Here is a 22,198-nt window from a genome sequence, read left to right on the forward strand (position 1 = left end):
CAGGTCGTCCCGGTCAAGGCGAAACCGTGGCATGCGGCGGTGCGGCCGGCCGCGGATCGGGCGGATTCGCGGCTGCCTCGATATCCGCCGCCGGCGGCCTGGCGGCGGCACCCGACTCCGGCGCGTCCGTAGCGCCGACGACCGTCATGCCCTCCGCGGTCATGACCCAGCCCCCACCCATCGCCTTGTACAGCTGCACCATCGAGGCGAACACGGCACCCTGCGTCTGCGCCTGCGTCAATTGCGCATTGAACAGGCTGCGCTCGGCGTCCAGCACCTCGATATAGCTCGTGTACCCGCCCTCGTAGCGCAAGCGGGCCAGGCGCGCATAGCGCCCCAGCGCTTCCACCTGGCGGCCCTGCACGACCAGGGCCTCGCGCGTTTTGCGCAAGCCGATGAGCGAGTCGGATACCTCCTGGAAAGCGACCTGGATGGCTTTCTCGTACTCGAGGAGGATCTGCTGGTGCTGCGCCTCGGCCTGGCGCACCTGGCCGCCGATCGCGCCAGCGGTAAAGATAGGGACCGTAACGGCACCGGCGAACGACCATACCCGCGATGCGCCGGTGAACAGGTTGGAGAATTGGCCGCTGGCCGTGCCGAAGGCCCCGGTCAGCGAAATGGACGGGAAATACAGCGCCCGGGCCGCGCCGATCAACGCGTTGGCCGCGATCAGGTTCTGCTCCGCCTGCCGCAGGTCGGGCCGCCGCGTCAGCAGTTCCGACGGCAGGCCGGCGGGGATCTCCGGCAGCGCCAGCTGGTCCAGGACGCGATCGCGCGGCACCGCTTCGGGGTTGCGGCCCAGCAGGATGGAAAGCGCGTCTTCCTGTTGCGCGATCTGCAGTTCCAGCTGCGGGATGGTCGCCAGCGCGGCCTGGTATTCGGATTGGCTCTGCGCCAGCTCCATCTCCGACACTTCTCCGTAGCTGTAGCGCAGCGTGAAAATGCGCACCGACTCGGCGCGGCTGGCGGCCGTCGCATGGGCGATGTCCAGTTGCCGGTCCAGCGACACCAGATTGATATAGGAGGACGCCACCGACGCCACCAGCGCCAGGATGGTCGCGCGCCGCCCCTCCTCCGTGGCCAGCAGCATGGCGCGCGCGGCTTCGGTCTGCCGGCGCAGCCGGCCGAAGACATCGAGCTCCCAGGACGCCGACAGCGTGGCCGAATATTGGTTGAACACCGGCCCGGTGTTCTCCGGCAGGTTGGCCGAACCGATGGGCAGCCGTTGCCGGCCGGCCTGCGCGTCCGCGCCCAATTGCGGGAACAGCTGCGCGCGCGTGGTTTGCAATTGCCCCAGATATTGCTCGATACGCGCCGCCGCGATTTTCACGTCCTTGTTCTGCGCCAAGGCGGTGGCGATCAGGGCATCCAGCGCGGGATCCCGGAATTGCTGCCACCATACGGTGTCCACGACCTGGCGGGCTTCGCCGTCGGCGAAGCGGAACGCCTGCGGCGTATCGACCTCCGGCCGCTTATAGTCCGGCCCCACCAGGCAGCCGCTCAGCAGAATGCACGTCACCAGCGAGGCGGCCGACACGCGCATATCATTCCTCCTCCCGCTGCGCGGACGGCCGCAGCCCGGCACTGGCGGCGCCATGCGCGCCGGGAACCGGCGAGCCACCGGAAGGCATGGGCGATGAGCCCTGCGGCGCCGGCGGCTCGGGTGCCTTGCTATCGTCGCTCTTGCGTTCCGAGAATTTTTCCAGGACGTAGAAGAACATGGGAATAAAGAAGACGGCGATGGCCGTCGCGCCCAGCATCCCGCCGATTACGCCGGTCCCGATCGAATGCCGGCTGTTGGCAGCAGCCCCCGTGGCCAGCGCCAGCGGCACGCAGCCCAGGATGAAGGCCAGCGACGTCATGACGATGGGACGCAGGCGTTCGTTGGCCGCCCGGACCGCGGCATCGAACACCGATGCGCCGGATTGGCGATTCAACACGGCGAACTCGAAGATCAGGATTGCGTTCTTCGCCGCCAGTGCCACCAGCATGGTCAGGCCGATCTGGAAATACACATCGTTTTCCAGTCCGCGCAACAGCGTTGCCGCCAGCGCGCCGAACAGCGCGAAGGGTACGGTCATCAGCACGCCCAGCGGCAGGCTCCATTTTTCGTACTGGGCCGCCAGGATCAGAAACACCATGACCAGGCCGAAGGCGAAGACCAGGATCGAGGTATTGCCCGCCTTCCTGGCCTCATACGCTTCCCCGCTCCATCCCAGCGTGTAGCCGGATGGCAGCACCTGCGCGCCCGTTTCCTCCAGCGCCTGCATCACCTGCCCGCTGCTGAAGCCGGGTGCGGCATTGACCGTCACCTTGATGGCCGGGAAATTATTGAAGCGCGTCACCAGGTCCGGGCCGGTGACGTAGCGCGTCCTTACCATCGAACTGAGCGGCACCATATCGCCGGCCTTGCTGCGCACATAGATCTGCGACAGGTCCTCCGGCCGCAGGCGGTACGACGCATCGGCCTGGAGGATCACCTGCCAGAGCCGGCTGGACCGGTTGAACTGCGACACATACAGGGAGCCGAACATGGTCTGCATCGCGCTGTAGACCTCCTCGACCGGGATGCCCAGTGTTTCGGATTTGTCGCGGTCGACGTCGACCAGCAATTGCTGGGACGACGCATTGAAGGTGGATGTCACGCGCGCCAGCTCCGGCCGCGCCTGCGCCTTGGCGATGTATTCCTGCACCACCGCGGCCATCTGGGCGATAGTGGCGTCGCCCTGGCTCTGTATCCAGACTTCCGTGCCGCCGGTGGTGCCCAAGCCCGGGATCGAGGGCGGGTTCACGGGAAGCACGATGCCTTCCTGCACGCGCGACAGGGTTTCGTAGGCGCGCAGCAATACGGCCCTGGCATTCTGCGTGCGGATATTCTCCGACGAGTAGCGTTCCTCGAAGCTCTTGAAGCCGATGAAGAATGTCGCGGCATTGTTCTTGTTCTGGCTATCCAGCAGGCTATAGCCGTCCACCATCGCCACGCTTCCCACGGCCGGTTGATCGAGGAAGTAATCCGTGACCCGCCGCGACACGGCCCCTGTGCGATCCAGGCTGGCCGCGTCGGGCATGATCACCTGGCCCAGCAGATAACCCTGGTCCTCCGGCGGCAGGAAAGAGGTGGGCAGGATGCGCATCATGACGACGGCCAGCGCCACCAGTCCGGCGAACACGATCAGCCCCACCGCGAGGCGCTTGATCATCCACTTCACGGCGTTGGTATAGCCCTCCGTCATCCGGCTGAAAAACCGTTCGAACCAGCGGAAGAATCCTTTCTTCTCGTGATGTCCCGGACGCAGCAGCAGGGCGGCCAGCGCCGGCGAAAGCGTCAGGGCCACCACGCCGGAGATAATCACCGAGATCGCGATGGTGATGGCGAACTGTTTGTACATCTGGCCGGTGATGCCGCCGATGAATGCCACCGGGATGAACACTGCGCAGAGCACCAGCACGATGGCCACGACCGGGCCGGCGACTTCGTCCATGGCGCGTTTGGCGGCCGCCTTCGGGTCCAGCTTGTGCTCCGTCATATTGCGCTCGACGTTCTCGATGACCACGATGGCATCGTCCACGACGATACCGATCGCCAACACCATGCCGAACAGCGTCAGCATATTGATGGAGAAATCCAGCGCCAGCATGCCGACACAGGTACCGACGATGGATACCGGCACCGCAATGATCGGGATCAGGGTCGCGCGCAGGCTCTGCAGGAATACGAACACCACGACCACCACCAGCACCAGTGCCTCGAAAAAGGTCTTGATGACATCCTTGATGGACGCTCGCGTGAATTCGGTGGTGTCCATCGCGATGCTGTATTCCAGGCCCTCGGGGAAGCTGCTCTTCAGTTGGGCCAGCGTCGCGCGGACTTGCCTCGAAACATCCAGGGCATTTGCCCCCGGTTGCTGATACACAGCCATCAGCGTGGCGGGCTTGCCCTGGTAGCTGCTGCGGATCGAATAATCCTTCTGGCCCAGCTCCGCGCGGCCGATATCCTTGAGCCGCACGATCGCGGCACCGCTACTGGCCGCGCGGATGATGATGTTTTCGAATTCCGTCGGGTCCGTCAGGCGTCCACGCGTCGTCACCGCGAAGGATTGTTCGACCGGGCCGGCGGTAGGCGACTGCCCGATGCGTCCCACCGCGAATTGTTCGTTCTGGTTCGTCACCGCCTTTTGCACGTCCGCGGCAGTCACTTTCAGTTGCGCCATGCGGTCCGGCTTGAGCCAGATCCGCATGGCGTAGTCGGGCGTGCCGAAGATGGCCGACTGATTGGCGCCCGAAATGCGCTTGATGGCATCCAGTACATAGATGTTGGTGTAGTTGGCGATATAGGTCGCGTCGTAGCGCTGGTCGGGCGAATAGATCGCGAGCACCATCATGAAGGCGGAGGACTTCTTCTGCACCTGCACGCCCTGGGCCTGCACCGACTGCGGCAATTGCGGCAGGGCCAGGTTCACGCGGTTCTGGACATCGACCTGCGCCAATTCGGGATTGGTACCGATCTCGAAGAACACATTGACGGTGAGGTTCCCCGTAGAGGAACTGGAGGAATTCATATAGATCGAGTTGTCGGCGCCATTGACCTGCTGCTCGATGGGCGCGGCGACGTTGTTGGCCACCACGTCGGCGCTGGCGCCCGGATAGGTGGCGCTGATGGTGATCTGCGGCGGCGTGATATCGGGATACTGGGCAACCGGCAACACCAGCATGGCGACGGCGCCCGCGATGGTGATGACGATGGAAATCACCGAAGCGAATATCGGACGGTCTATGCAGAAGTGCGAAATATTCATTTCGCCCCCGGACCGGCATTCTTGCCGCTGCCTGGTGCCGTCCCCGATGCGCCTTCCCCCTTCCCCCTCGTCCCGGCGTTGTCAGCGCCCCCCTGGCCGGCACCTCCGGCCGTAATCTTCAGCGGCGCATCGGGCGTGACGCGGATCGCGCCATCGACCACGATCTGCTCGCCCGGCTGCAGGCCTTCGGTGACGAACCAGTCATCCCCATGCCACGTGCCGACCTCCACCACCCGCTCGCGCGCCTTGCCATCCTTGCCCACGACCCAGACGAAATGGCTCTTGGATCCCTGCAATACGGCCCGCTGCGGGACCAGAATGGCATTGGGACGGACCGCGCCGGACACGCGCGCCCGCACGAACTGGCCAGGGCGCAGCACGCCGTCCGGATTGGCGAACGAAGCGCGGACCAGGAAAGTTCCCGTCTGCGTGCTGAAGGCCGGATTGGCGAAGTCGATATGGCCGACCTGGGGATACACGGATCCATCGGCCTGGATGATGGATACGTCGAACTGGCTGCGGGGCGGAAAGCGCAGCCGTCCCTTGTCGATCTGGTCGCGATAGGACAGGAGTTCGTTCTCGGAAATGCTGAAGTTCACCCACATGGGGTCGACCTGGTAGACGTAGGTCAGCAGGCTTTGCGAGGTCGCGGTGACATAGCTGCCGTCCTGCTGCCGCGCGAAACTGGACAGGCCGTTCAGCGGCGATTTGATGGTCGTGTAGCTCAGGTTCAGCTCGGCCGTCTGCACCTGCCCCTGCGCCGCGATGACGGCGGCGGCGGCTTCCTGCTCGTTGCCCACCGCATCGTCCAGATCCTTCTTGCTGATCGCATTCTGCGCGACCAGCGGACGCACCCGCGCCAGGTTCAGGCGCGTCACCGTCCAGCGGGCCTGCTGCTGCGCGAGCTGCCCCTTGGCCGTCTGCAGCGCGGCCTGGAAAGGCTTGGGGTCCATAAGGAAAAGCGTCTGGCCCTCGCGCACCAGATCCCCTTCCACGTAGACGCGCTTGTCCAGGAAGCCATCGACGCGCGCACGGATTTCCACCTCGCGCGAGCTTTGCGTCTGGGCGGTGAACTCGAAATCGACGGGGGTATCGCGCTGTGCCACGGGCAGCACGGTCACGGCGACAGGTTCGCGCGCGGGCGCCTCCGGCGCCTTCTGGCATGCACTGGCCAACGCCAGCAACAACAACGATGTCGCGGAGATGCGCCTGTGCATGCGAACCTCGTCGGAGAGGCACTACGTACGCCGGCCGACGCCAGGGCCGCCGGGCCGATGGCATCGGGATACTTGCATCGCAGCACCAGAATACGCTGACTTCAAACGAGGATGCGCGCGCGACTGAACCGTACGTCAAACGGTGGTGGCCCGACGGCTGAGCGCGGGGCCCTGGCCGCAGCGCCGGCGGCACGGCGGGGGCGCGCGCCCCCGCCTGCCGGATCACGGAAGCAAAGCGCTATTCGGGTGTCTTGGGCAACGTGGCGTTCGAGCAGACCCAAAGGACCCGGGCGTCTTCGTCGCCGGCCACGCAGGCGTGGCCCATGGTGCTGTCGAAATAGCAGGAATCGCCTTCGCCCAGCTCCATCGGTTGATAATGGTCGGTATGCACCGTGACCTTGCCGTGGAGGACGTAGATGAATTCTTCGCCGGCGTGTTGCAGCATCGCCGGGAATGCCTTCAGGGTGCGGGCCTTGATGGTCGCCACCAGGGGGACGAACTGTTTGTGCGCCAGTTCGGCGCACAGCACTTCGTAATCGTATTGCGCGGTGGCGTGTATCACCCCCTGCCCGCGCCGCGTCACGCTGCGGCGCGCTGTCGGTGCCGCCAGGGGTTCGTCGTTGAACAGTTCGCCCACTTGTATGTCCAGCCCTTGCGCCAGGGCAGCGATCTTTTCGTAAGTGGGCGACAGTCGGCCCTTTTCGATCTTGGACAGGGTGGACACGGAGATCCCGCAGCGCGCGCTGAGTTGCTGGAGAGTCAACTGGGCCTCTCGCCGCAGCCGGCGCAGCTTGCGCGACAGCAGGTTTTCGCCCATGGCGGAATCGTTCCGGGGCGTAGCGGGACCCGCTGCGCCGCGCGGCGCGTCGGAACTCGTTCTGTCTTCCGTGCGCGCATATTTCACCGCTCTATCCATAAAGACTTCCGTACGACCGCGTCGTCCTCGTATCCGCGCGGCGGCCGGGGACGCCGCGGCGGGTGAAAGGGAAAAAGCCGCCGGGATTCTAGCAAACGCATATTTTGCATCCGATCCGACAATACCGGGATAACCATCATGAAATTATCTAACAAAGAATAATTTTATCGTATACGATAATTCATTGCCGCAGAGCGGCGCGCATTTACCGCCGCCCTGCCAGCCGGACAGAACTTATCGACGCCACGGCACTCCCGGGTCGACGTGCGTCCTTTTTCTCCCCAGCGCTTTCTCCGAGGATAGCTTGCAGATATTCGACAGTGCCACGACCGCATCCCGCCTGCCCTTCGACAGGCTCATCCCTGCCCTGGAACGGATTTTCGTTCAAGGCTGCACGGTGCCGCGCCGCCACAATCACATCCTGCGCGAAAGCGAAGGCGGCAAGGACAGCCTGCTTATCATGCCGGCCTGGCAGGACGGCTACCTGGGAATCAAGCACGTCACCATCTTTCCGGGCAACGGCGCGCAAGGGCTGCCCGGTCTGCATTCCACCTATACGCTATACGACGCCGCCAACGGGGTGCCCCTGGCCCTGATCGACGGCGACCAGATCACCGTGCGGCGCACGGCCGCGGCATCCGCCCTGGCGGCGTCCTTCCTGGCGCGGCAGGATGCCCATCGCCTGCTCGTCGTGGGCGCGGGGAACGTAGCCGCGGCCCTCGCACCGGCCTACGCGGCCGTACGCGACATCCGCCGGGTGTACGTCTGGGACCGCCATCCCGAAAAAGCGCGTGTCCTGGCCGACAGGCTGACGGCCGACGGCTTCGACGCGGACGTCGCAATGGACCTGGACGCGGCAGTCCGTGAGGCGGACATCGTCACGTGCGCCACGCTCTCGCAACAGCCGCTGGTGCGGCGCACATGCCTGCGGGCCGGCACCCACGTCGACCTGATCGGCAGCTTCCAGCCTTTCATGCGCGAGTCCGACGACGCGACCTTCGCCGATACGGCGGTGTTCGTCGACACCGAGGAAGCCCTGGACAAAGCGGGAGACCTGCTGTCGCCCATCGCCGCCGGCGTCTTCAGCCGCGAACGCGTGCTGGCCACGCTGGAGGCGCTGTGCCGGCGCCAGCATCCCGGGCGCCGCATGCCGGAGGAAATCACCGTCTACAAGGCGGTGGGCGCGGCCTCGGAAGACCTGGCCGCCGCGATGCTGGTGTACGCCGGCAGTTGAGGCGAGCCCGGGTGTGCCGGGATGCCGCCTCGCGGCTTCTTCAAGGCCCTGGGGCGCCGGCATGCCGTTCTCCGAGCCAGGGCTTGCGAGTCACGCATTTGCAATGCGATGCCCGCCGGCTCAGGTTTCCTCCGCGAACGCTTCCTGGCGCCCCCGACGAATCGACGGCAGGGCCACGATCGTGATCAGCGCCACCGTCGCGATAAGCAGCCCCGCGGAGATCGGCCGTTGCAGGAAGGTCATGAAGTCGCCGCGCGAAAGCAGCAGCGCGCGCCGGAAGTTTTCTTCCATCATCGGTCCCAGGACCAGGCCCAGCAGCAGCGGCGCGCCTTCACATTTCAGCTTGGCCCAGATATAGCCCACTACGCCGAACGCAGCCGTGACATAGATATCGAAGACGTTGTAGTTGAGCGAATAAACGCCGATGGTGCAGAAGATCAGGATGGCGGGAAACAGGATGCGGTAAGGCACCTTCAGCAGTTTCACCCAGATCCCGATCAACGGCAGATTCAACACGATCAGCATGAGGTTGCCGATCCACATTGACACGATCAGGCCCCAGAACAGGTCCGGATGACTGGACATCACCTGCGGTCCGGGCTGGATATTATGGATCGTCATCGCACCCACCATGAGGGCCATCACGGCGTTGCCGGGAATACCCAAGGTCAGCAGCGGAATGAAGGACGTCTGGGCCCCCGCGTTGTTCGCCGACTCCGGTCCCGCCAGCCCGGCCGGATGCCCCTTGCCGAAGCGCCCCGGATCGCTGGATACCTTCTTCTCCAGCGTGTAGGAGGCAAACGCGGAAAGCGTCGCCCCGCCCCCGGGCAGGATCCCCAGGCACGATCCCAGCGCCGTACCGCGCAGGATGGCCGGCGCCGCCTCGCGCAGCTCGCGCCGGTTCGGGTAGAGCGATCCCACCTTGCCCGCGACCTCCACGCGCTGGTCCTTGAGTTCCAGGTTGGCCAGAATTTCCGCGAAGCCGAATACGCCCATGGCGACAATGGCGAAGTCGATGCCATCCTGCAATTCCGGAATGCCGAAGTCGTAACGCGCGACGCCCGAATTCACGTCCGTCCCGACCATTCCCAGCAAAAGTCCCAGGATGATCATGGCGATGGCCTTGACCAGCGAGCCCGATGCCAGCACGACAGCGCCCACCAGCCCGAGCGTCATCAGGGAGAAATATTCCGCGGGTCCGAACAGGAAGGCGACTTCCGCCAGCGGCGGCGCGAACGCGGCGATGATCGCGGTGGCGACCGAGCCGGCGAAGAACGACCCCATCGCCGCCAACGCCAGCGCCGCGCCGGCCCTGCCATTGCGCGCCATCTGGTGTCCGTCCAGCGTGGTCACCACCGCCGACGTTTCGCCAGGCAAGTTAACCAGGATGGCCGTGGTCGAGCCGCCATATTGCGTGCCGTAATAGATGCCTGCCAGCATGATCAGGCCCGCGACCGGCGGCAGCACATAGGTGATCGGCAACAGCATGGCGATTGTCGGCACCGGGCCCAGGCCGGGCAGCACACCGACCAGCGTACCCAGTATGCAGCCGAGCAAGGCGTAAAGCAGATTCTCCGGAGAGAACGCCACGGAAAAGCCAAGTGAGAGGTGTTCCAGCAATTCCACTATCGAGGTCTCCTTGCGGGTAGCGCTATGCCGCGCGGGTGTATGCGTCCCGCGCCGCGAAAAGTGCTGCGCTGGCGGGTCCCTTGCACGGACGATGCGATGCTGTGAAAAAAGGCGGGATGAAGGCGTGCGTGGCCGTCCCGAAAGCATCGCTTGATGAAGGCGCGTGGGCGATGGAGCTACATCGCGCGCCTGAAAGAAGAATGAAATCTAAGTGACAGGGATGTTATCGATGGCACGCGTCCCCGGATATTAGGGATATCTCGTACTACGACTCATTGCAGAGCACACCTCTCACGCCTCCAGCCTGTGAACGCCGCGCATGGCGGCGGGCCGGATGCGGTCAGATACGCAGCGCCTCGTTACGCAGCGTGCGAGGTCTCGATGACATCTGTTTTTTCCGTCGTACCAGTACAGGCGCAGCGATGGCGAACGGCACCGGCAGCGATTCCAGCAAGCCGCTCTATTCCGTTTATGCGCCGATTGGCGCGCCCACGCCTTCTTCCGCCATCGCCGCCGCCAGCGGCCGGCGGCCCCGTGCAAACGAAAACCCGCGGAGCTTCGCGCTCGCGCGGGTTCTTGTTGAACAGCCCGATGCGGCATCCGTCCGGACGCCGCCCGTGCGCAAGGCTCAGGAACCGGCTCCCGTCGATCCACTGGTGTTGAATTGACGCACGGTGCCGTTGCTGTTGAAGAAAATATTCAGGTCGCGGTTGGGCCCCTTGCTTTGCGACTGCACCGCCGCGTTGCCCAGCGATCCCAGCCCGGGAATATATTGTGCGGCATCGGTCAGATAGTTCCTGCCGTTGATCTGTTCTTCGGAATAGGACCAATAATCCGCGCCGTTGGCCTCTTCGTTCTTATATCTCGGCTGCCCGAACATCTGCACCACGTCTGCCTTGGTCGTCCGGTTCGAGACCAGATGTTGCCTGAGATAGGACATACTCATCTTATCCTCGCCGCCGCCATTCATATTGGCGCAGGCGGTCAAGGAGCAAAGCAGCAAAGCGGCCGTCAATCCGCGAAAAGACATGTGGACTCCTGAAGGGGGGCTCATCTGTGTCGAAAACGGAGAGCACCTCACTGAATCTGATGTGACAACTCAAGTAACAAGTCGCACATCATTGCCCAAATCAACAATCGAGCGTCAGCGCCGCGGCCCATGGACGCAGACGCCGCGATGAAGCGCGGGCTCTCCATGATGCGCGCATCGCCAATGCGGGCGGATAATGGCGTGGCCGCATCCATTCGACGATGGCGGCGCGCGCCGATCGCCTGCGGGCTGCCGGTGCGCCGGACACAAGAACGACTTCGAGGAGACATACATGGATATCGTGAGACGCCGCCTTAACGCGGCAGCCCTGGGACTTGCCGGCATCGCCGTTGCGCCCAGGATCGCCCATGCGGAAGACAAATGGCCGTCCAAACCGATCCGCATCATCGTCCCTTTCGCCGCGGGCGGCGCCAATGACCTGCTGGGCCGCGCCGCGGCCGAAGGCATCGCGCAATACCTCAAGGCCAACGTCATCGTCGAAAACAAACCCGGCGCCGGCGCGGTCATCGGCACGGACTACGTGGCGCGCGCGGACAACGATGGCTACACCTTCCTGATCAGCGGCGCGGGCGTGATTTCCAACAGCATGATCCGCAAGGTCCAGTACAAGGATAGCGACCTGGTCCCCGTCGCCATGATCGGCCTGGCGCCGTCCGTGGTGATCGCACCGGCGAGTTCGCCTTACACCAACCTGAAGGATTTCGTCGACGCCTCGAAGAAAAGTCCCGGCGGCCTGCATTTTTCCACTGCCGGCACTGGCAGCACCCCGCATTTCGTCGAGGGCATCCTTACCACCGACTATGGGGCCAAGCTGGACCTCGTGCCGTACAAGAGCGGATCGGAATCGGTATCCGCCGTCATCGGCGGACAGGTCGACGCGACGTCCGAGGCCAGCATCGTCGTGCTGCCGATGGTCCGCGCCGGCAAGCTCAAGGCACTGGCCTGCACCTGGTCCAAACGCATCAAGGCCTATCCCGAACTCTCCACGGCTGCCGAACAAGGCTTCCCGAAGATCAAGATCGCCCATTGGGCGGGCGTGCACGCGCCCAGGGGCACGCCGGACGCCATCCTGGACAAGATCGCCGCCGGTGTGGACCACGCGATGAAAGATCCCGCCAATGTCCAGCGCCTGACCGAACTGGGGATCGAACCCGTGGGGGGCACGCGCGCCGACTTCGTCAAATTCTGCGAAGAGGAGCGGGCGCGCCTGGGTGCCGTGGTCAAGGCGACAGGAATGCGACAGGATTCCTGATCGCGCTCCTTCGGGATCGCCGGCCCCGCGCACAGGGGATTTTGCCCCTCGGTAGTGCGCCGGATGGCCGGCCCGTTTTCACCGCAAGGCCCGCTGTGCTCCGCGGCGTGTAAAAGCCGTGCAATGGGTTAAATTACGGCTCCCACCAATAACTACTATTAACCATAACTACAAAACAAGAAGATTTGCCAGGAGCACTTTCATGGATATTTCCCGTCGCCGCTTCAGTACGGCCGCATTCGGCATGGCCACCGTGGCCATCGCACCCAAGATCGCTTTCGCCGATGACAAATGGCCTTCCAAGCCCATCCGTATCATCGTTCCGTTCGCGCCTGGCGGCGCCAATGACCTGCTGGGCCGCGCCGCGGCCGAAGGCATCGCCAAGAACCTGAACGCCAATGTCGTCGTCGAGAACAAGCCGGGCGCCGGCGCGGTCATCGGCACCGACTACGTGGCACGCGCGGACAATGACGGCTACACCTTCCTGATCAGCGCGGCTGGCGTGATTTCCAACAGCATGATCCGCAAAGTCCAGTACAAGGACAGCGACCTGGTGCCCGTGGCCATGGTGGGACTGGCGCCCTCGGTCGTCGTGGCGCCCGCCAGCTCGCCGTATTCGTCCCTGAAGGACTTCGTCGAGGCTTCCAAGAAAGGCCATGGCCTGCACTTCGCCACCGCCGGCACCGGCAGCACGCCGCACTTCGTGGAAGGCATCCTGACGACCACCTACGGCGCGAAGCTCGATCTGATTCCGTACAAGAGCGGCTCCGAATCCGTGTCCGCCGTCGTCGGCAACCAGGTCGATGCCACATCCGAGGCCAGCATCGTCGTACTGCCCATGATCCGTGCCGGCAAGCTCAAGGCGCTGGCCTGCACCTGGTCCGAACGCATCAAGGCCTATCCGGAGCTGTCCACCGCGGCCGAACAAGGCTTTCCGGCGATCAAGATCGCCCACTGGGCCGGCGTGCACGCGCCCAAGGGCACGCCCGACGCGATCCTGGACAAGGTCGCCGGCGCCGTGGACGCGGCCATGAAGGACCCGGCCAACGTCAAGCGCCTGACCGATCTGGGCATCGAGCCCGTCGGCGGCACGCGCGCCGACTTCGTCAAGTTCTGCGATGAAGAACGCGCCCGCCTCGGCGCCGTGGTCAAGGCTACCGGCATGCGCCAGGACTGACCTCGGGCATCGCCAGGCCGTATCGGTCGGCCCAGCCCTGCAAGCCGCGCGCAATGTCCGCGGATATCGGCACGCCGCGCTCCAGCGCGTCGCGCTTGCAGGCCAGGCCTCTTTCCCCCGGCAAACGGACGCGTTCCACCCCGGGACGCGGCGGCGCCGCGCGACAGGCGTCGCCCAGCCAGTCCATCTGGCGCTCGAAGGCCGCGCTGCCGCCGAAAGCCGCCGGATCGATGGCCTGGATGAATACCGACAGCGACACGCCCTTGGGCTGGTCGGCGCGGCCGACGCCGGCCAGCGTGGACAGCGCCTCCACCAGCAGCGCCAGGCTGTAGCCCTTGTGGCCATGGTCCAGTCCGCCCACCGGTAGCAGCGTGCCGCCCTGGTTCAGCACCACATCCGGATCGGTGCTGGGATTGCCTTGCGCATCCTGCACCCACGGCTGCGGAAACGACCGCCCCGTGCTGGCCAGCTGCCGCGTCAGGTTCAGCGTCGTGATCGATGCGCTGATGTCCAGCAGGATGGGATCGGTGCCGGTCGGAATTCCGGCCGCGATGGGATTGGGTGTGAACACGGCCCTGGTGCCGCCATGCGGCGCCACCCCGGCCACGGAAGGCACCGAACTGGCGATCATCAGCATGTAGCCGCGCGCCGTCGCGCGCGGCAAATAGGCGGCAAGCGCACCGATGTGATGGCTGTCGGAAATCGCCACCGTGACCGTGCCATAGGTGGCCACGCGATCCAGCGCCAGGTCCACCGCCCGGCTGGTCAGCCAGGGCCCCGGCAAGCGCAGGCCGCGCCAGGTCACGCAGGCGCCGCGATCCGAGACGACCTCCGGCACGCCGTCGGCGCGCATCGTTCCCGCCGCCAGCGCGTCCAGGTACATGGGCGCCAGCGCCAGGCCATGCGTGACGTGGCCCATAAGATCCGCTTCCACCAGGATGTCGGCGACCGCGACGGCCTTTTCCTGGTCCAATCCGGCTGCCTGGAACAGCGACCGCGCGAATGCCCGGGTAGCGGCGACGTCATAGCGCGTTTCGGTGCCTGCCTGCATGTCTTCTCCTGTCTGTGCGCCGGTGTCGGCTACACCATGCGTATTTCCAATCCCGACTCGGTCAGCCCCTGCTCGGCGCAGGCCTCCGCGTCGGCGTCGGTAATGACCATATCGATACGGTCCATGCCGCAGATGCTGGCGAAAGACCGGCGTCCGAACTTGGACCGGTCCACCAACAGCACGACGCGCCGGGCGGCGCCGATCATGTGCCGCTTGGTTTCGGCGATCTCCATGGCGCTTTCGGTCAGCCCGGCGGACGATAGCGCGTGCGTACCCAATAGCAGCAGGTCGACATGGATGCCGCGCAGCATCGCCTCGCAGGCCGGGCCATAAAGCGTATTGCTGTTCGGGCGCAGCGTGCCGCCGGTCAGGATCGCGCTCCCGGCGGCGGCCGTGTTCAGCACCTGGCCGATCGCCAGGTCATTCGTGATGGCGGTCACGGCCAGGCCCCTGCCAACCGTGGCGCGCGCCGCCTCCATGACGGTCGAGCTGCTGTCGTACATCACGCTCTGTCCGTCCAGGATCAGTTCCGCGGCGGCCGCGCCGATGCGCTGCTTGGCGTCGGCGTTGAGCTGTTCCGCCACTTGCGTAGGCGGTTCGTAGGTGGACGATTCCAGCCGTGTGCTGACCACGCCGCCATGGATGCGGCGCACATTGCCGCTGCGCGCGCTCAGCTCCAGCAGGTCGCGGCGTATGGTCGATTCCGACGCCCCGGTCAGTTCGGTGAGCGTCGACAACGACGCTGTGCCGTTGCCGCGCAAGTGGTTCAGGATCAGGGCGTGACGTTCCGGGGCCAGCAGCGCGCGTTTGGTCTTTTCCATGTCTTCGGATAGGGGGAAACAGGCGTCGCCGACAGCGCCACGGCCTAGGCCCTGCCGCGCGGGGCCAGCGCGATCGCCTGCCGCAGGGCCTCGATCAGGCTGCGCTCGTCGGCTATGCCCTTGCCGGCGATGTCGAACGCCGTACCGTGGTCCACGGATGTGCGGATCACGGGCAGGCCAATAGTAACGTTTACGCCAGCCTCCAGCCCCATGACCTTCACCGGGCCGTGGCCCTGGTCGTGGTACATGGCGACCACGCCGTCGAAGTCGCCGCGCGCCGCGCGGAAGAACAGCGTATCGGCCGGCAGCGGCCCTTCGACATCGATGCCGCGGGCGCGCGCGGCATCGATGGCCGGCACGATCTTGGCGCCCTCTTCGCCGCGACCGAACAGGCCGTTCTCGCCGGCGTGCGGATTGATGCCGCACACACCGATATGCGGTAAGGCGATACCGGACAGATGCAGCGTGTCATGGATGCGCTGGATCACGCGGCCGACCAATTGCGGTTCGATGCGCTCGATGGCGTCCAGCAGGCCGATGTGCGTGGTCACATGGATGACCTTCAGCTGCGGCGACGACAGCATCATGGAAACTTCCGGCGTGCCGGTCAGTTCGGCCAGCAGCTCGGTATGGCCCGGGTAGATATGGCCGCCGGCATGCAGGGCCTCTTTGTTCAGCGGCGCGGTGCAGATGGCGTCGACTTCACGTGCCATGGCGAGTTGCACCGCGCGCTCGATGAAACGATACGCCGCATCCCCGCACACGGCCGACAGCACGCCGAACGGGGTTTCGGGCGGAATCAGCGCCAGGTCGACGCAATCGACGGTCCCAAGGATGTAGTGTCCATCGGACGGTCCGGCCACGGACCGCACGTCCAGCTTCTTGCCGACGATCTCCACGGCCTGCCGCAGACGTCCGGCGTCGCCGATCACCAGCGGACGGCAGGTGCGGTAGACGTCTGGGGAAGCCAGGGCGCGCGCGATGATTTCCGGGCCGATGCCCGCCGCATCGCCCATCGTAATGGCAACGATGGGGCGCGCGGCCACGCTGGTGTTGGTTGTAGCGGTAGATTGCACGGTAATCCCTCGATCAAGCAAGCGTATGGCTTGCAGGTAGTTGGCCGGCCGCCGGCGGCGCGGTGCTGAGTTCGCGATGCAGCCGGATCAACGCATCGGCATCGCCGAAGGCGCCGGCTTTCATGACTATGGGCAGGTCCGGCCGCACGTCGCACCAGGCGGCCGTCGCGCCCGGTTCGGCGCAGCGCCGCACCCGCAAATGCCGCGCGCCGATGCGGTTCAGCAAGGCGTGCGAGGTATCGCCGCCGCAACACACCAGGGCGCCGACCTGGGGCAGTATGGCCTGCGCCACGCGCGCCATGCCGGCGGACAGCCGCTGCGCCAGCTCCGGACGGATATCGTGGCGCGCAATGCTCAGGACGATATCGCGTGCCGCCACGAGATGCGCTTCGATGTTCCCCACCGTCGCGGCGCTGAGATCGCCGATGAGCTCGTCGATCGGCATCGCCACATGGGCGGCATGCCCGCCTTCAGCCAGGAGGCGCACCTGTTCGGCCGCCACGGCGGAAAAACTGCCGACAACGAATGCCAGCGCGCGCGGCGCAACCTTGCCGCATCGCGTCGTCGCTGGCGCGCTATCGAACGACGCCTGCGGGTGCGGCCCGCGAACATCGGCCAGCGCATGGGCCAGTCCGGCGCTTCCCACCCAGACGCGACGCGCCGGCAGCATGCCGGCCGCGCGCGCGATGCGCTGCATATCGTCCTCGGACGCCGCATCGCAGACGACAGCCAGGCGTGGCGCGCCTGCCGTGCCGGCTTGCACCATTCCCGCCATCCGCCGCGCCAGTTGCGCGTCCGGCCCGCTCCGGATATCGGCCAGACCCAGGGAAAGGCAGGTGAACCCATGCGCGCGCAGCTCGACCGCGATGCCGCCCTTGGCGCACGGCGCGCCCGCGCCCCACAAGGAGGCGGCATCCACCGGCTTGCCGTGCATGCGCAATTCGCCGTCCTCGATGGTGCGCCCCATGGCCGGAAAGGCCGGGGCCACGATGCAAAGCAGCGGCTCACCGTCGCGGTCCGGCAAACTGGCGCACAGCGCGGCAAGCTCGGCGCCGATATGGCCGCGCAAGGTCGAATCGATTTTCTTGTAGATCTCCACGCCGGCAGGGACGCGGGCGGCGGTCGCAGCCACGCGGCGGGCTGCTTCCTGGGCCGGCAGGTCCCGCGTGTGCAGATCGACGGCGGCGACGGACGCCAGGCCCGCATCCATGGGCGCGCCCCCGTTGGACGCCCAGGCCGCCGGCAACGCGTCCAGATAAACATCCGCCAGCCCGTGCCGGCCCGCCAGCGCGATGGCGGTGTCGCCCGCCCCCGTCAGGTCGTCGGCAAGGATCAGCCAGCGCCCGCTTGCCGGCCGGTCGCCGGGCGGACATGCCAGACCGTGTGCACCGGCCCCGACGGCCGCGCCGCCGATCGCATCGGCACGCCCGGAAACGACGGAGCCGGCGGCTGCCATGTCAGTCCTCCAGGAAAGCCGATGCCGGCTGGCCGCCCGCCGGGTCGCCGCCCCACGCCACGCCATCCGGCTTGACCGAAAGCGTCACATGGCTGATCTCGCCCGCCGTGAAGGGAAACGGCGCCGCATACACGTCGCTGACCGGATGACCGGCGTCGTGGCCGCAGGAAATGCCCGCCGTCATGCCATGCGTGGGCCAGGCCTTGGCCGAGCGGCCGGATGCGCGCGCCAGGCCCGTGCCGGTCAAGGATAGATCCAACCCGCCATGCGGACCGCGATCGAAAATCGCCGCCACGCTGACGTCGCCTGCCGGCAAACGCTCGTCGACGTCGATCACGACGCGTTCGTCCTGCGAAAAAACATATTCCAGCACCAGCTTGCCGGCGCGCGCGTACAGCACCAGGCCGCCCAGGCGGCTGCCCCAGGCGAACAGCACCCCTTCCAGCGGCGCGTCGCCCTTTTTCAGCGCGGCGTCGATACGGAAGCTCTTGCCGGTGACATCGGGCGCCATCAGCCTGTCGATGCGCGCCATGCGCGGCCGGTACACATACCGGCCGCGCGCGCCTTCGCGTATGCGTTCGGCGGCGCGTTCCCATTCGCGGTCGTCCAGCGGCAGCACGCTGTACTTTTCAGCCTCCGCCAGCCACTCGGCGATCATGCGGCGCAGGCGTTCCGGCTGGGCGTCCGCCAGATCGCGGGCCTCGGAAAAATCCTTGTCAAGGTGATAAAGCTCCCAGACGTCGCTTTCCATCGGCGTGCCCCGGCGATGCCGCGTCACCGCCTTCCAGCCGTCTTGCCACAACGCGCGGTCACCCAGCAATTCGAAGTACTGTTTCGCGCGGCGCGTGGGCGCCGCGCCCTGGTCGAAGCTGTATGCCATGCTCAGGCCGTGCAGGGGCTGCTGCGCGACCCCCGCAAGCGAGTCGGGCGGCGTCACCCCCAGCAATTCGTACACGGTGGGCGTGACGTCGATGACATGATGGAACTGCTCGCGGATTTCGCCGCGCGCCTGGATGCCGCGCGGCCAGCGCACGATCAGCGGCGCGCGCACGCCCCCGCCGTGCGTGTCCTTCTTGTACCACTTCAGCGGGGTATTGCTGACCTGCGCCCAGCCGGTGGGATAGTGATTGAAGGCGTGCGCGGTGCCGATCTTGTCCAGGTGTTGCACGGCCTGCCGGGGATCGTCCAGCTCGTACACCATGTGCTTGCGCAAATTGATCGCGCCGGTGGGGCCGCCTTCCGGGCTGGCGCCGTTATCCGACAACAGCACTACCAGCGTATCGTCCAGCACGCCCATCGCCTGCAGGCCGTCGACCAGCCGGCCGATCTGCTCGTCGGTATGCGCCATGAAGCCGGCGTAGGCTTCCTGCAGGCGCGTGCTCAGGCGCACCACGGCGTCGTCGCGCCGCACCTCGTCCCACGGCAGCACGTCTTCGTTGCGCGGGGCCAATTCGGTATCGGGCGGCACGATGCCCATGTCGATCTGGCGCTTCAGGCGCGCTTGCCGCACGGCATCCCAACCGCCATCGTAGCGGCCGGCGAAGCGGTCGATGTAGTCGGCCGGTGCCTGGTGGGGCCAATGGCAGGCGCCGAAGGCCACGTACATCATGAACGGCGCGCCGGGCGCGCTGGTTTCATGGTCGCGGATCATCGCCAGGCTCTGGTCCACCAGATCGGTGCTCAGGTGATAGTCCTTGGGCGGATCCAGGTGGATGGGATGATTGTCGACGTAGAGTTCCGGATAGTACTGATCCGCCAGCGCCCCATGAAAGCCGTACCAGCGGTTGAAACCCTTGCCCAGCGGCCAATTCGAGAATGGCCCGGCGGCGCCGTATTCCTCCGTGCCCGCCAGGTGCCACTTGCCCACGGCCATGGTGTTGTAGCCCTGCCCGCGCAGCACTTCCGGCAAGGTGCCGGCGCTGGGATAGATGCGGCCGTCGTAGCCCGGCTGACCGTTGGCCCATTCCGCGATAATCCCCACGCCCACGGAATGCGCATTGCGTCCCGTCAGCAGGCAGGCGCGCGTGGGCGAACACATGGCCGTGACGTGGAAGTTGTTGTAGCGCAGCCCCTCTTGCGCCAGCTGGTCGATGCGCGGCGTCGGAATCTCCGATCCATAGCATCCCAGGTCGGAAAAACCGACATCGTCCAGGACAATGAACAGTACATTCGGTCGTTTCGCTTTGGTCATTGCTGCCTCGTATTCGCCGCCAGATGTCTTGCCGCGCGGATTCAGGTTTTCTCGATGCCGGCCCGGCCGATCACCGATGGCCACTTCGACAATTCGTTCTGGATAAGCCTGGCAAACTGCGCCGACGATCCATTCGGGTAAGGCGTGGCGCCGATGCGCTCGATGGCGGTGCGCAGCGTGGGCTCCTTCATCGCGGCCTGCAGGTCCGCGCCGATACGCTCGACCACGGACGACGGCGTGCCCGCCGGCGCCAGCATCCCGAACCAGGGCAGTACGTCCACGCCCGGGAAGCCGCTTTCCTTCATGGTGGGCACATCCGGCATCGCCGCCGACCGCTGCGGCGCCACCAGCGCCAGCGCGCGCAGCTTGCCGGCCCGTAGATACGGCACCGCCAGCGACACGCTCATCAGCATGGCGTCCACGCGGCCGGCCAGCAGGTCCGAAATCGCCGGCGGCTGGCCCTTGTAGGGTATGCCCATGATATCCACGCCGGCTTCGGTCTTGAACAGCTCCATGCCCAGGTGGTTGGACGAGCCGTTGCCGGGATTGCCGTAGGTCAGGTGTCCGGGCTTGCTCTTGGCCAGGGCGACGAATTCCTTCATCGTGCCGGCCGGCACCGAGGGCGGCACGACAAGCACATTGGGGCTGGTCGCGATCAGGCCCAATGGCACGAAGTCCTTTACCGCGTCATAGCCGGGATTGTTGCGCAGGGCCACATTGACGGTGAACGGGATCGATGCGCACAGCCACGTGTAGCCGTCCGGCGCGCTGTGCTCCACATTCTGGATACCGATCAGATGATCCGCGCCGGGTCGCGATTCGACGATCAGGGGCTGCCCGAACTTGGGCGTCAGCGCCTCGCCGACAGCGCGGGCCAGTAGATCGATGATGCCGCCCGCCGCCACCGGCACCACCACGCGGATCGGCCGCGTCGGCCATTTTTCGGTTCCCTGGCCCAAGGCGGGCCACGCCGCCAGCGCCGGCAGGCTGGCCATGGCGCGCAGCGCCTGGCGCCGCGTCAGCACGCGATTCGTCATCGCTAGTCTCCTCGATCTTATGGTCCCCACGCAGAGGTCGCGGGGCTTCTGTGCACGAGTATAGGCGAGTTTGACTGAGTTTGGATGATTTTGACTGAATCCGATCGTTTTCTGCCGGCGGACCTTGCCCCCGCGCGTCGCCGCGAAGCCCGACAACACCGCGGAGCCTTTGCGCGACGGACCGGTCAATCGATCTTGATATTGACCGACTGCACGATGCCCGCCCATTTCTTCAGTTCGGCGTCGATGAAGGCGCTCAGTTCGGCGGGCGTGCTGGTGCGGGGCATCGCGCCCTCCCCCTGGAAACGCTTTTGCAGTTCCGGCGAAGCCATGGCCTGCCGCAGCGCCGCGTTCAATTTGTCGATCGCGGCGGCTGGCGTGCCCCGGGGCGCCAGCAGCGCATTCCAGGTATTGATTTCGTAGCCCTGGAAGCCGGGCGTCTCGGCCACCGTGGGTACGTCCGGCAATTGGCTGGAACGCTCCTTGGTCGTGACGGCCAGCGCGTGCAGCGTGCCGGCCTTCACTTGCGGCAGCGCCGCCGGCAGTGTGGCGAAGCTGAATTGCGTCTCTCCCGTCATGACCGACGTGTTGGCCAGCGCGCCGCCGCGATACGGCACATGAACGATATTGACGTGCGCGGCCTGCGCGAACATCGCGCCGGCCAGGTGCACGGGCGATCCATTGCCGCTGGAGGCATAGTTCATTTCCCCGCCCCTGGCCTTGCACAGGGCGGCCAGCTCGGCGACATTGCGAACCGGCAGTTTCGGGTTGGCGATAAGCACCAGGGGAATGGCCGCCACCATGCCCACGGGTGCGAAGCCGCCTTTCGGGTCATAGCCCAGCTTGTCCTTGTACAGGGCGGGATTGATGCCGTGGCTCGCCACCGTCGCCATGAACAGCGTATAGCCATCCGGCGCCGCCTGCTGCACATAGGCGGCGGCGATATTGCCCGCCGCGCCGGGCTTGTTCTCGATGATGATGGATTGGTTCAGTGTCTTGCCCAGCTGTTCGCCCAGCGCGCGGGCCAGGATGTCCGTGGTGCCTCCGGCTGCGTAGCCGATGACGATCTTGATGGGCTGCTCCGGATACGCGGCGCGGGCGGCGGGCAGGCCCGCCAGAACGCCCGCTGCCACCAGCGCGGCCGCCAGGGTTTTCTTCATGCTATGTCTCCTCGTTGTCATCGTTTTTGTCTCGCGACAGGCGTGCGAGGTCCTGCGGGGTGACAGCCCCCGCATGGTCATCGTGGTTGAATCAAGCCGCCGCCGGCCCGCCAGGCGATGCCGTCGCGCGGCGC

At 65.9% G+C, this 22,198-nt stretch carries 17 protein-coding genes; 4 read left to right on the plus strand and 13 right to left on the minus strand.

The annotated features are described in order from the left end of the window. Positions 1–13: 13 nt before the first annotated feature. The 4 genes from ACO1P8_RS17750 to ACO1P8_RS17765 form a co-directional block, all read right to left on the minus strand. Entirely contained in the window at positions 14–1,543 is a 1,530-nt protein-coding gene (locus ACO1P8_RS17750; RefSeq protein ID WP_486297207.1) for an efflux transporter outer membrane subunit, read from the minus strand. A 1-nt stretch (position 1,544) separates the two neighbouring features. Then, positions 1,545–4,796, minus strand: a complete 3,252-nt coding sequence (locus ACO1P8_RS17755) for an efflux RND transporter permease subunit (protein ID WP_486297208.1) — start codon at positions 4,794–4,796, stop codon at positions 1,545–1,547. Next, positions 4,793–6,013, minus strand: coding sequence for an efflux RND transporter periplasmic adaptor subunit (locus tag ACO1P8_RS17760; RefSeq protein WP_486297209.1), 1,221 nt, complete (start codon positions 6,011–6,013; stop codon positions 4,793–4,795). The genes ACO1P8_RS17755 and ACO1P8_RS17760 overlap by 4 nt, the downstream gene beginning before the upstream one ends. Positions 6,014–6,251: 238 nt before the next feature. Further along, positions 6,252–6,830, minus strand: coding sequence for a helix-turn-helix domain-containing protein (locus ACO1P8_RS17765; protein WP_486297210.1), 579 nt, complete (start codon positions 6,828–6,830; stop codon positions 6,252–6,254). Between the two features lie 403 nt (positions 6,831–7,233). Here ACO1P8_RS17765 and lhpI point away from each other — a divergent pair, with 403 nt between their 5' ends. Continuing rightward, positions 7,234–8,163 (plus strand): bifunctional Delta(1)-pyrroline-2-carboxylate/Delta(1)-piperideine-2-carboxylate reductase, encoded by a 930-nt coding sequence (gene lhpI / locus ACO1P8_RS17770; protein WP_486297211.1) that lies wholly within the window; start codon positions 7,234–7,236, stop codon positions 8,161–8,163. 120 nt (positions 8,164–8,283) lie between these two features. Here the strand turns inward: lhpI and ACO1P8_RS17775 are convergent, their stop codons facing one another. Beyond that, positions 8,284–9,789 (minus strand): tripartite tricarboxylate transporter permease, encoded by a 1,506-nt coding sequence (locus ACO1P8_RS17775; RefSeq protein WP_486297212.1) that lies wholly within the window; start codon positions 9,787–9,789, stop codon positions 8,284–8,286. 425 nt (positions 9,790–10,214) lie between these two features. On the opposite strand from ACO1P8_RS17775, the gene ACO1P8_RS17780 reads away from it, so the two are divergent. Further along, positions 10,215–10,460 carry a hypothetical protein gene (locus ACO1P8_RS17780; RefSeq protein ID WP_486297213.1) on the plus strand — a complete coding sequence of 82 codons (246 nt, stop codon included), beginning with the start codon at positions 10,215–10,217 and terminating at the stop codon, positions 10,458–10,460. On the opposite strand, the gene ACO1P8_RS17785 is transcribed toward ACO1P8_RS17780, so the two are convergent. Then, on the minus strand, positions 10,421–10,822 hold the full coding sequence (locus ACO1P8_RS17785) for a hypothetical protein (RefSeq protein ID WP_486297214.1): 402 nt from the start codon (positions 10,820–10,822) through the stop codon (positions 10,421–10,423). The two genes, ACO1P8_RS17780 and ACO1P8_RS17785, sit on opposite strands and share 40 nt — an antisense overlap. Before the next feature lie 292 nt (positions 10,823–11,114). Here ACO1P8_RS17785 and ACO1P8_RS17790 point away from each other — a divergent pair, with 292 nt between their 5' ends. Further along, entirely contained in the window at positions 11,115–12,095 is a 981-nt protein-coding gene (locus ACO1P8_RS17790; protein WP_486297215.1) for a tripartite tricarboxylate transporter substrate binding protein, read from the plus strand. Positions 12,096–12,297: 202 nt separating this feature from the next. Beyond that, positions 12,298–13,272 carry a Bug family tripartite tricarboxylate transporter substrate binding protein gene (locus ACO1P8_RS17795; protein WP_486297216.1) on the plus strand — a complete coding sequence of 325 codons (975 nt, stop codon included), beginning with the start codon at positions 12,298–12,300 and terminating at the stop codon, positions 13,270–13,272. On the opposite strand, the gene ACO1P8_RS17800 is transcribed toward ACO1P8_RS17795, so the two are convergent. From ACO1P8_RS17800 to ACO1P8_RS17830, 7 genes are all read right to left on the minus strand, one after another. After that, a complete protein-coding gene (locus ACO1P8_RS17800) occupies positions 13,250–14,323 on the minus strand; it encodes an Ldh family oxidoreductase (protein WP_486297217.1) in 1,074 nt (357 codons plus the stop codon). The two genes, ACO1P8_RS17795 and ACO1P8_RS17800, sit on opposite strands and share 23 nt — an antisense overlap. Positions 14,324–14,352: 29 nt before the next feature. Continuing rightward, positions 14,353–15,144 carry a DeoR/GlpR family DNA-binding transcription regulator gene (locus ACO1P8_RS17805; protein WP_486297218.1) on the minus strand — a complete coding sequence of 264 codons (792 nt, stop codon included), beginning with the start codon at positions 15,142–15,144 and terminating at the stop codon, positions 14,353–14,355. Positions 15,145–15,188: 44 nt separating this feature from the next. After that, positions 15,189–16,160, minus strand: a complete 972-nt coding sequence (gene pdxA, locus ACO1P8_RS17810) for a 4-hydroxythreonine-4-phosphate dehydrogenase PdxA (protein ID WP_486297384.1) — start codon at positions 16,158–16,160, stop codon at positions 15,189–15,191. Positions 16,161–16,233: 73 nt separating this feature from the next. After that, complete coding sequence (locus ACO1P8_RS17815) at positions 16,234–17,676, minus strand: four-carbon acid sugar kinase family protein (protein WP_486297219.1); 1,443 nt, start codon at positions 17,674–17,676, stop codon at positions 16,234–16,236. Position 17,677: 1 nt separating this feature from the next. After that, positions 17,678–19,867: an arylsulfatase gene (locus tag ACO1P8_RS17820; RefSeq protein WP_486297220.1), complete on the minus strand. Its 2,190-nt coding sequence runs from the start codon at positions 19,865–19,867 to the stop codon at positions 17,678–17,680. Between the two features lie 41 nt (positions 19,868–19,908). Then, complete coding sequence (locus ACO1P8_RS17825) at positions 19,909–20,904, minus strand: Bug family tripartite tricarboxylate transporter substrate binding protein (RefSeq protein ID WP_486297221.1); 996 nt, start codon at positions 20,902–20,904, stop codon at positions 19,909–19,911. Positions 20,905–21,089: 185 nt separating this feature from the next. Continuing rightward, on the minus strand, positions 21,090–22,064 hold the full coding sequence (locus tag ACO1P8_RS17830; RefSeq protein ID WP_486297222.1) for a Bug family tripartite tricarboxylate transporter substrate binding protein: 975 nt from the start codon (positions 22,062–22,064) through the stop codon (positions 21,090–21,092). Positions 22,065–22,198: the final 134 nt, after the last annotated feature.

This window comes from Bordetella sp., from assembly GCF_057362025.1.

What these genes read in the sequence shown, in the direction of transcription:
- ACO1P8_RS17750 (WP_486297207.1), bottom strand. Translation starts at nt 1,543, where the DNA reads ATGCGCGTGTCGGCCGCCTCGCTGGTGACGTGCATTCTGCTGAGCGGC.
- ACO1P8_RS17755 (WP_486297208.1), bottom strand. Translation starts at nt 4,796, where the DNA reads ATGAATATTTCGCACTTCTGCATAGACCGTCCGATATTCGCTTCGGTG.
- ACO1P8_RS17760 (WP_486297209.1), bottom strand. Translation starts at nt 6,013, where the DNA reads ATGCACAGGCGCATCTCCGCGACATCGTTGTTGTTGCTGGCGTTGGCC.
- ACO1P8_RS17765 (WP_486297210.1), bottom strand. Translation starts at nt 6,830, where the DNA reads ATGGGCGAAAACCTGCTGTCGCGCAAGCTGCGCCGGCTGCGGCGAGAG.
- ACO1P8_RS17780 (WP_486297213.1), top strand. Translation starts at nt 10,215, where the DNA reads ATGGCGAACGGCACCGGCAGCGATTCCAGCAAGCCGCTCTATTCCGTT.
- ACO1P8_RS17785 (WP_486297214.1), bottom strand. Translation starts at nt 10,822, where the DNA reads ATGTCTTTTCGCGGATTGACGGCCGCTTTGCTGCTTTGCTCCTTGACC.
- ACO1P8_RS17790 (WP_486297215.1), top strand. Translation starts at nt 11,115, where the DNA reads ATGGATATCGTGAGACGCCGCCTTAACGCGGCAGCCCTGGGACTTGCC.
- ACO1P8_RS17795 (WP_486297216.1), top strand. Translation starts at nt 12,298, where the DNA reads ATGGATATTTCCCGTCGCCGCTTCAGTACGGCCGCATTCGGCATGGCC.
- ACO1P8_RS17800 (WP_486297217.1), bottom strand. Translation starts at nt 14,323, where the DNA reads ATGCAGGCAGGCACCGAAACGCGCTATGACGTCGCCGCTACCCGGGCA.
- ACO1P8_RS17805 (WP_486297218.1), bottom strand. Translation starts at nt 15,144, where the DNA reads ATGGAAAAGACCAAACGCGCGCTGCTGGCCCCGGAACGTCACGCCCTG.
- pdxA (WP_486297384.1), bottom strand. Translation starts at nt 16,160, where the DNA reads ATGGGCGATGCGGCGGGCATCGGCCCGGAAATCATCGCGCGCGCCCTG.
- ACO1P8_RS17815 (WP_486297219.1), bottom strand. Translation starts at nt 17,676, where the DNA reads ATGGCAGCCGCCGGCTCCGTCGTTTCCGGGCGTGCCGATGCGATCGGC.
- ACO1P8_RS17820 (WP_486297220.1), bottom strand. Translation starts at nt 19,867, where the DNA reads ATGACCAAAGCGAAACGACCGAATGTACTGTTCATTGTCCTGGACGAT.
- ACO1P8_RS17825 (WP_486297221.1), bottom strand. Translation starts at nt 20,904, where the DNA reads ATGACGAATCGCGTGCTGACGCGGCGCCAGGCGCTGCGCGCCATGGCC.
- ACO1P8_RS17830 (WP_486297222.1), bottom strand. Translation starts at nt 22,064, where the DNA reads ATGAAGAAAACCCTGGCGGCCGCGCTGGTGGCAGCGGGCGTTCTGGCG.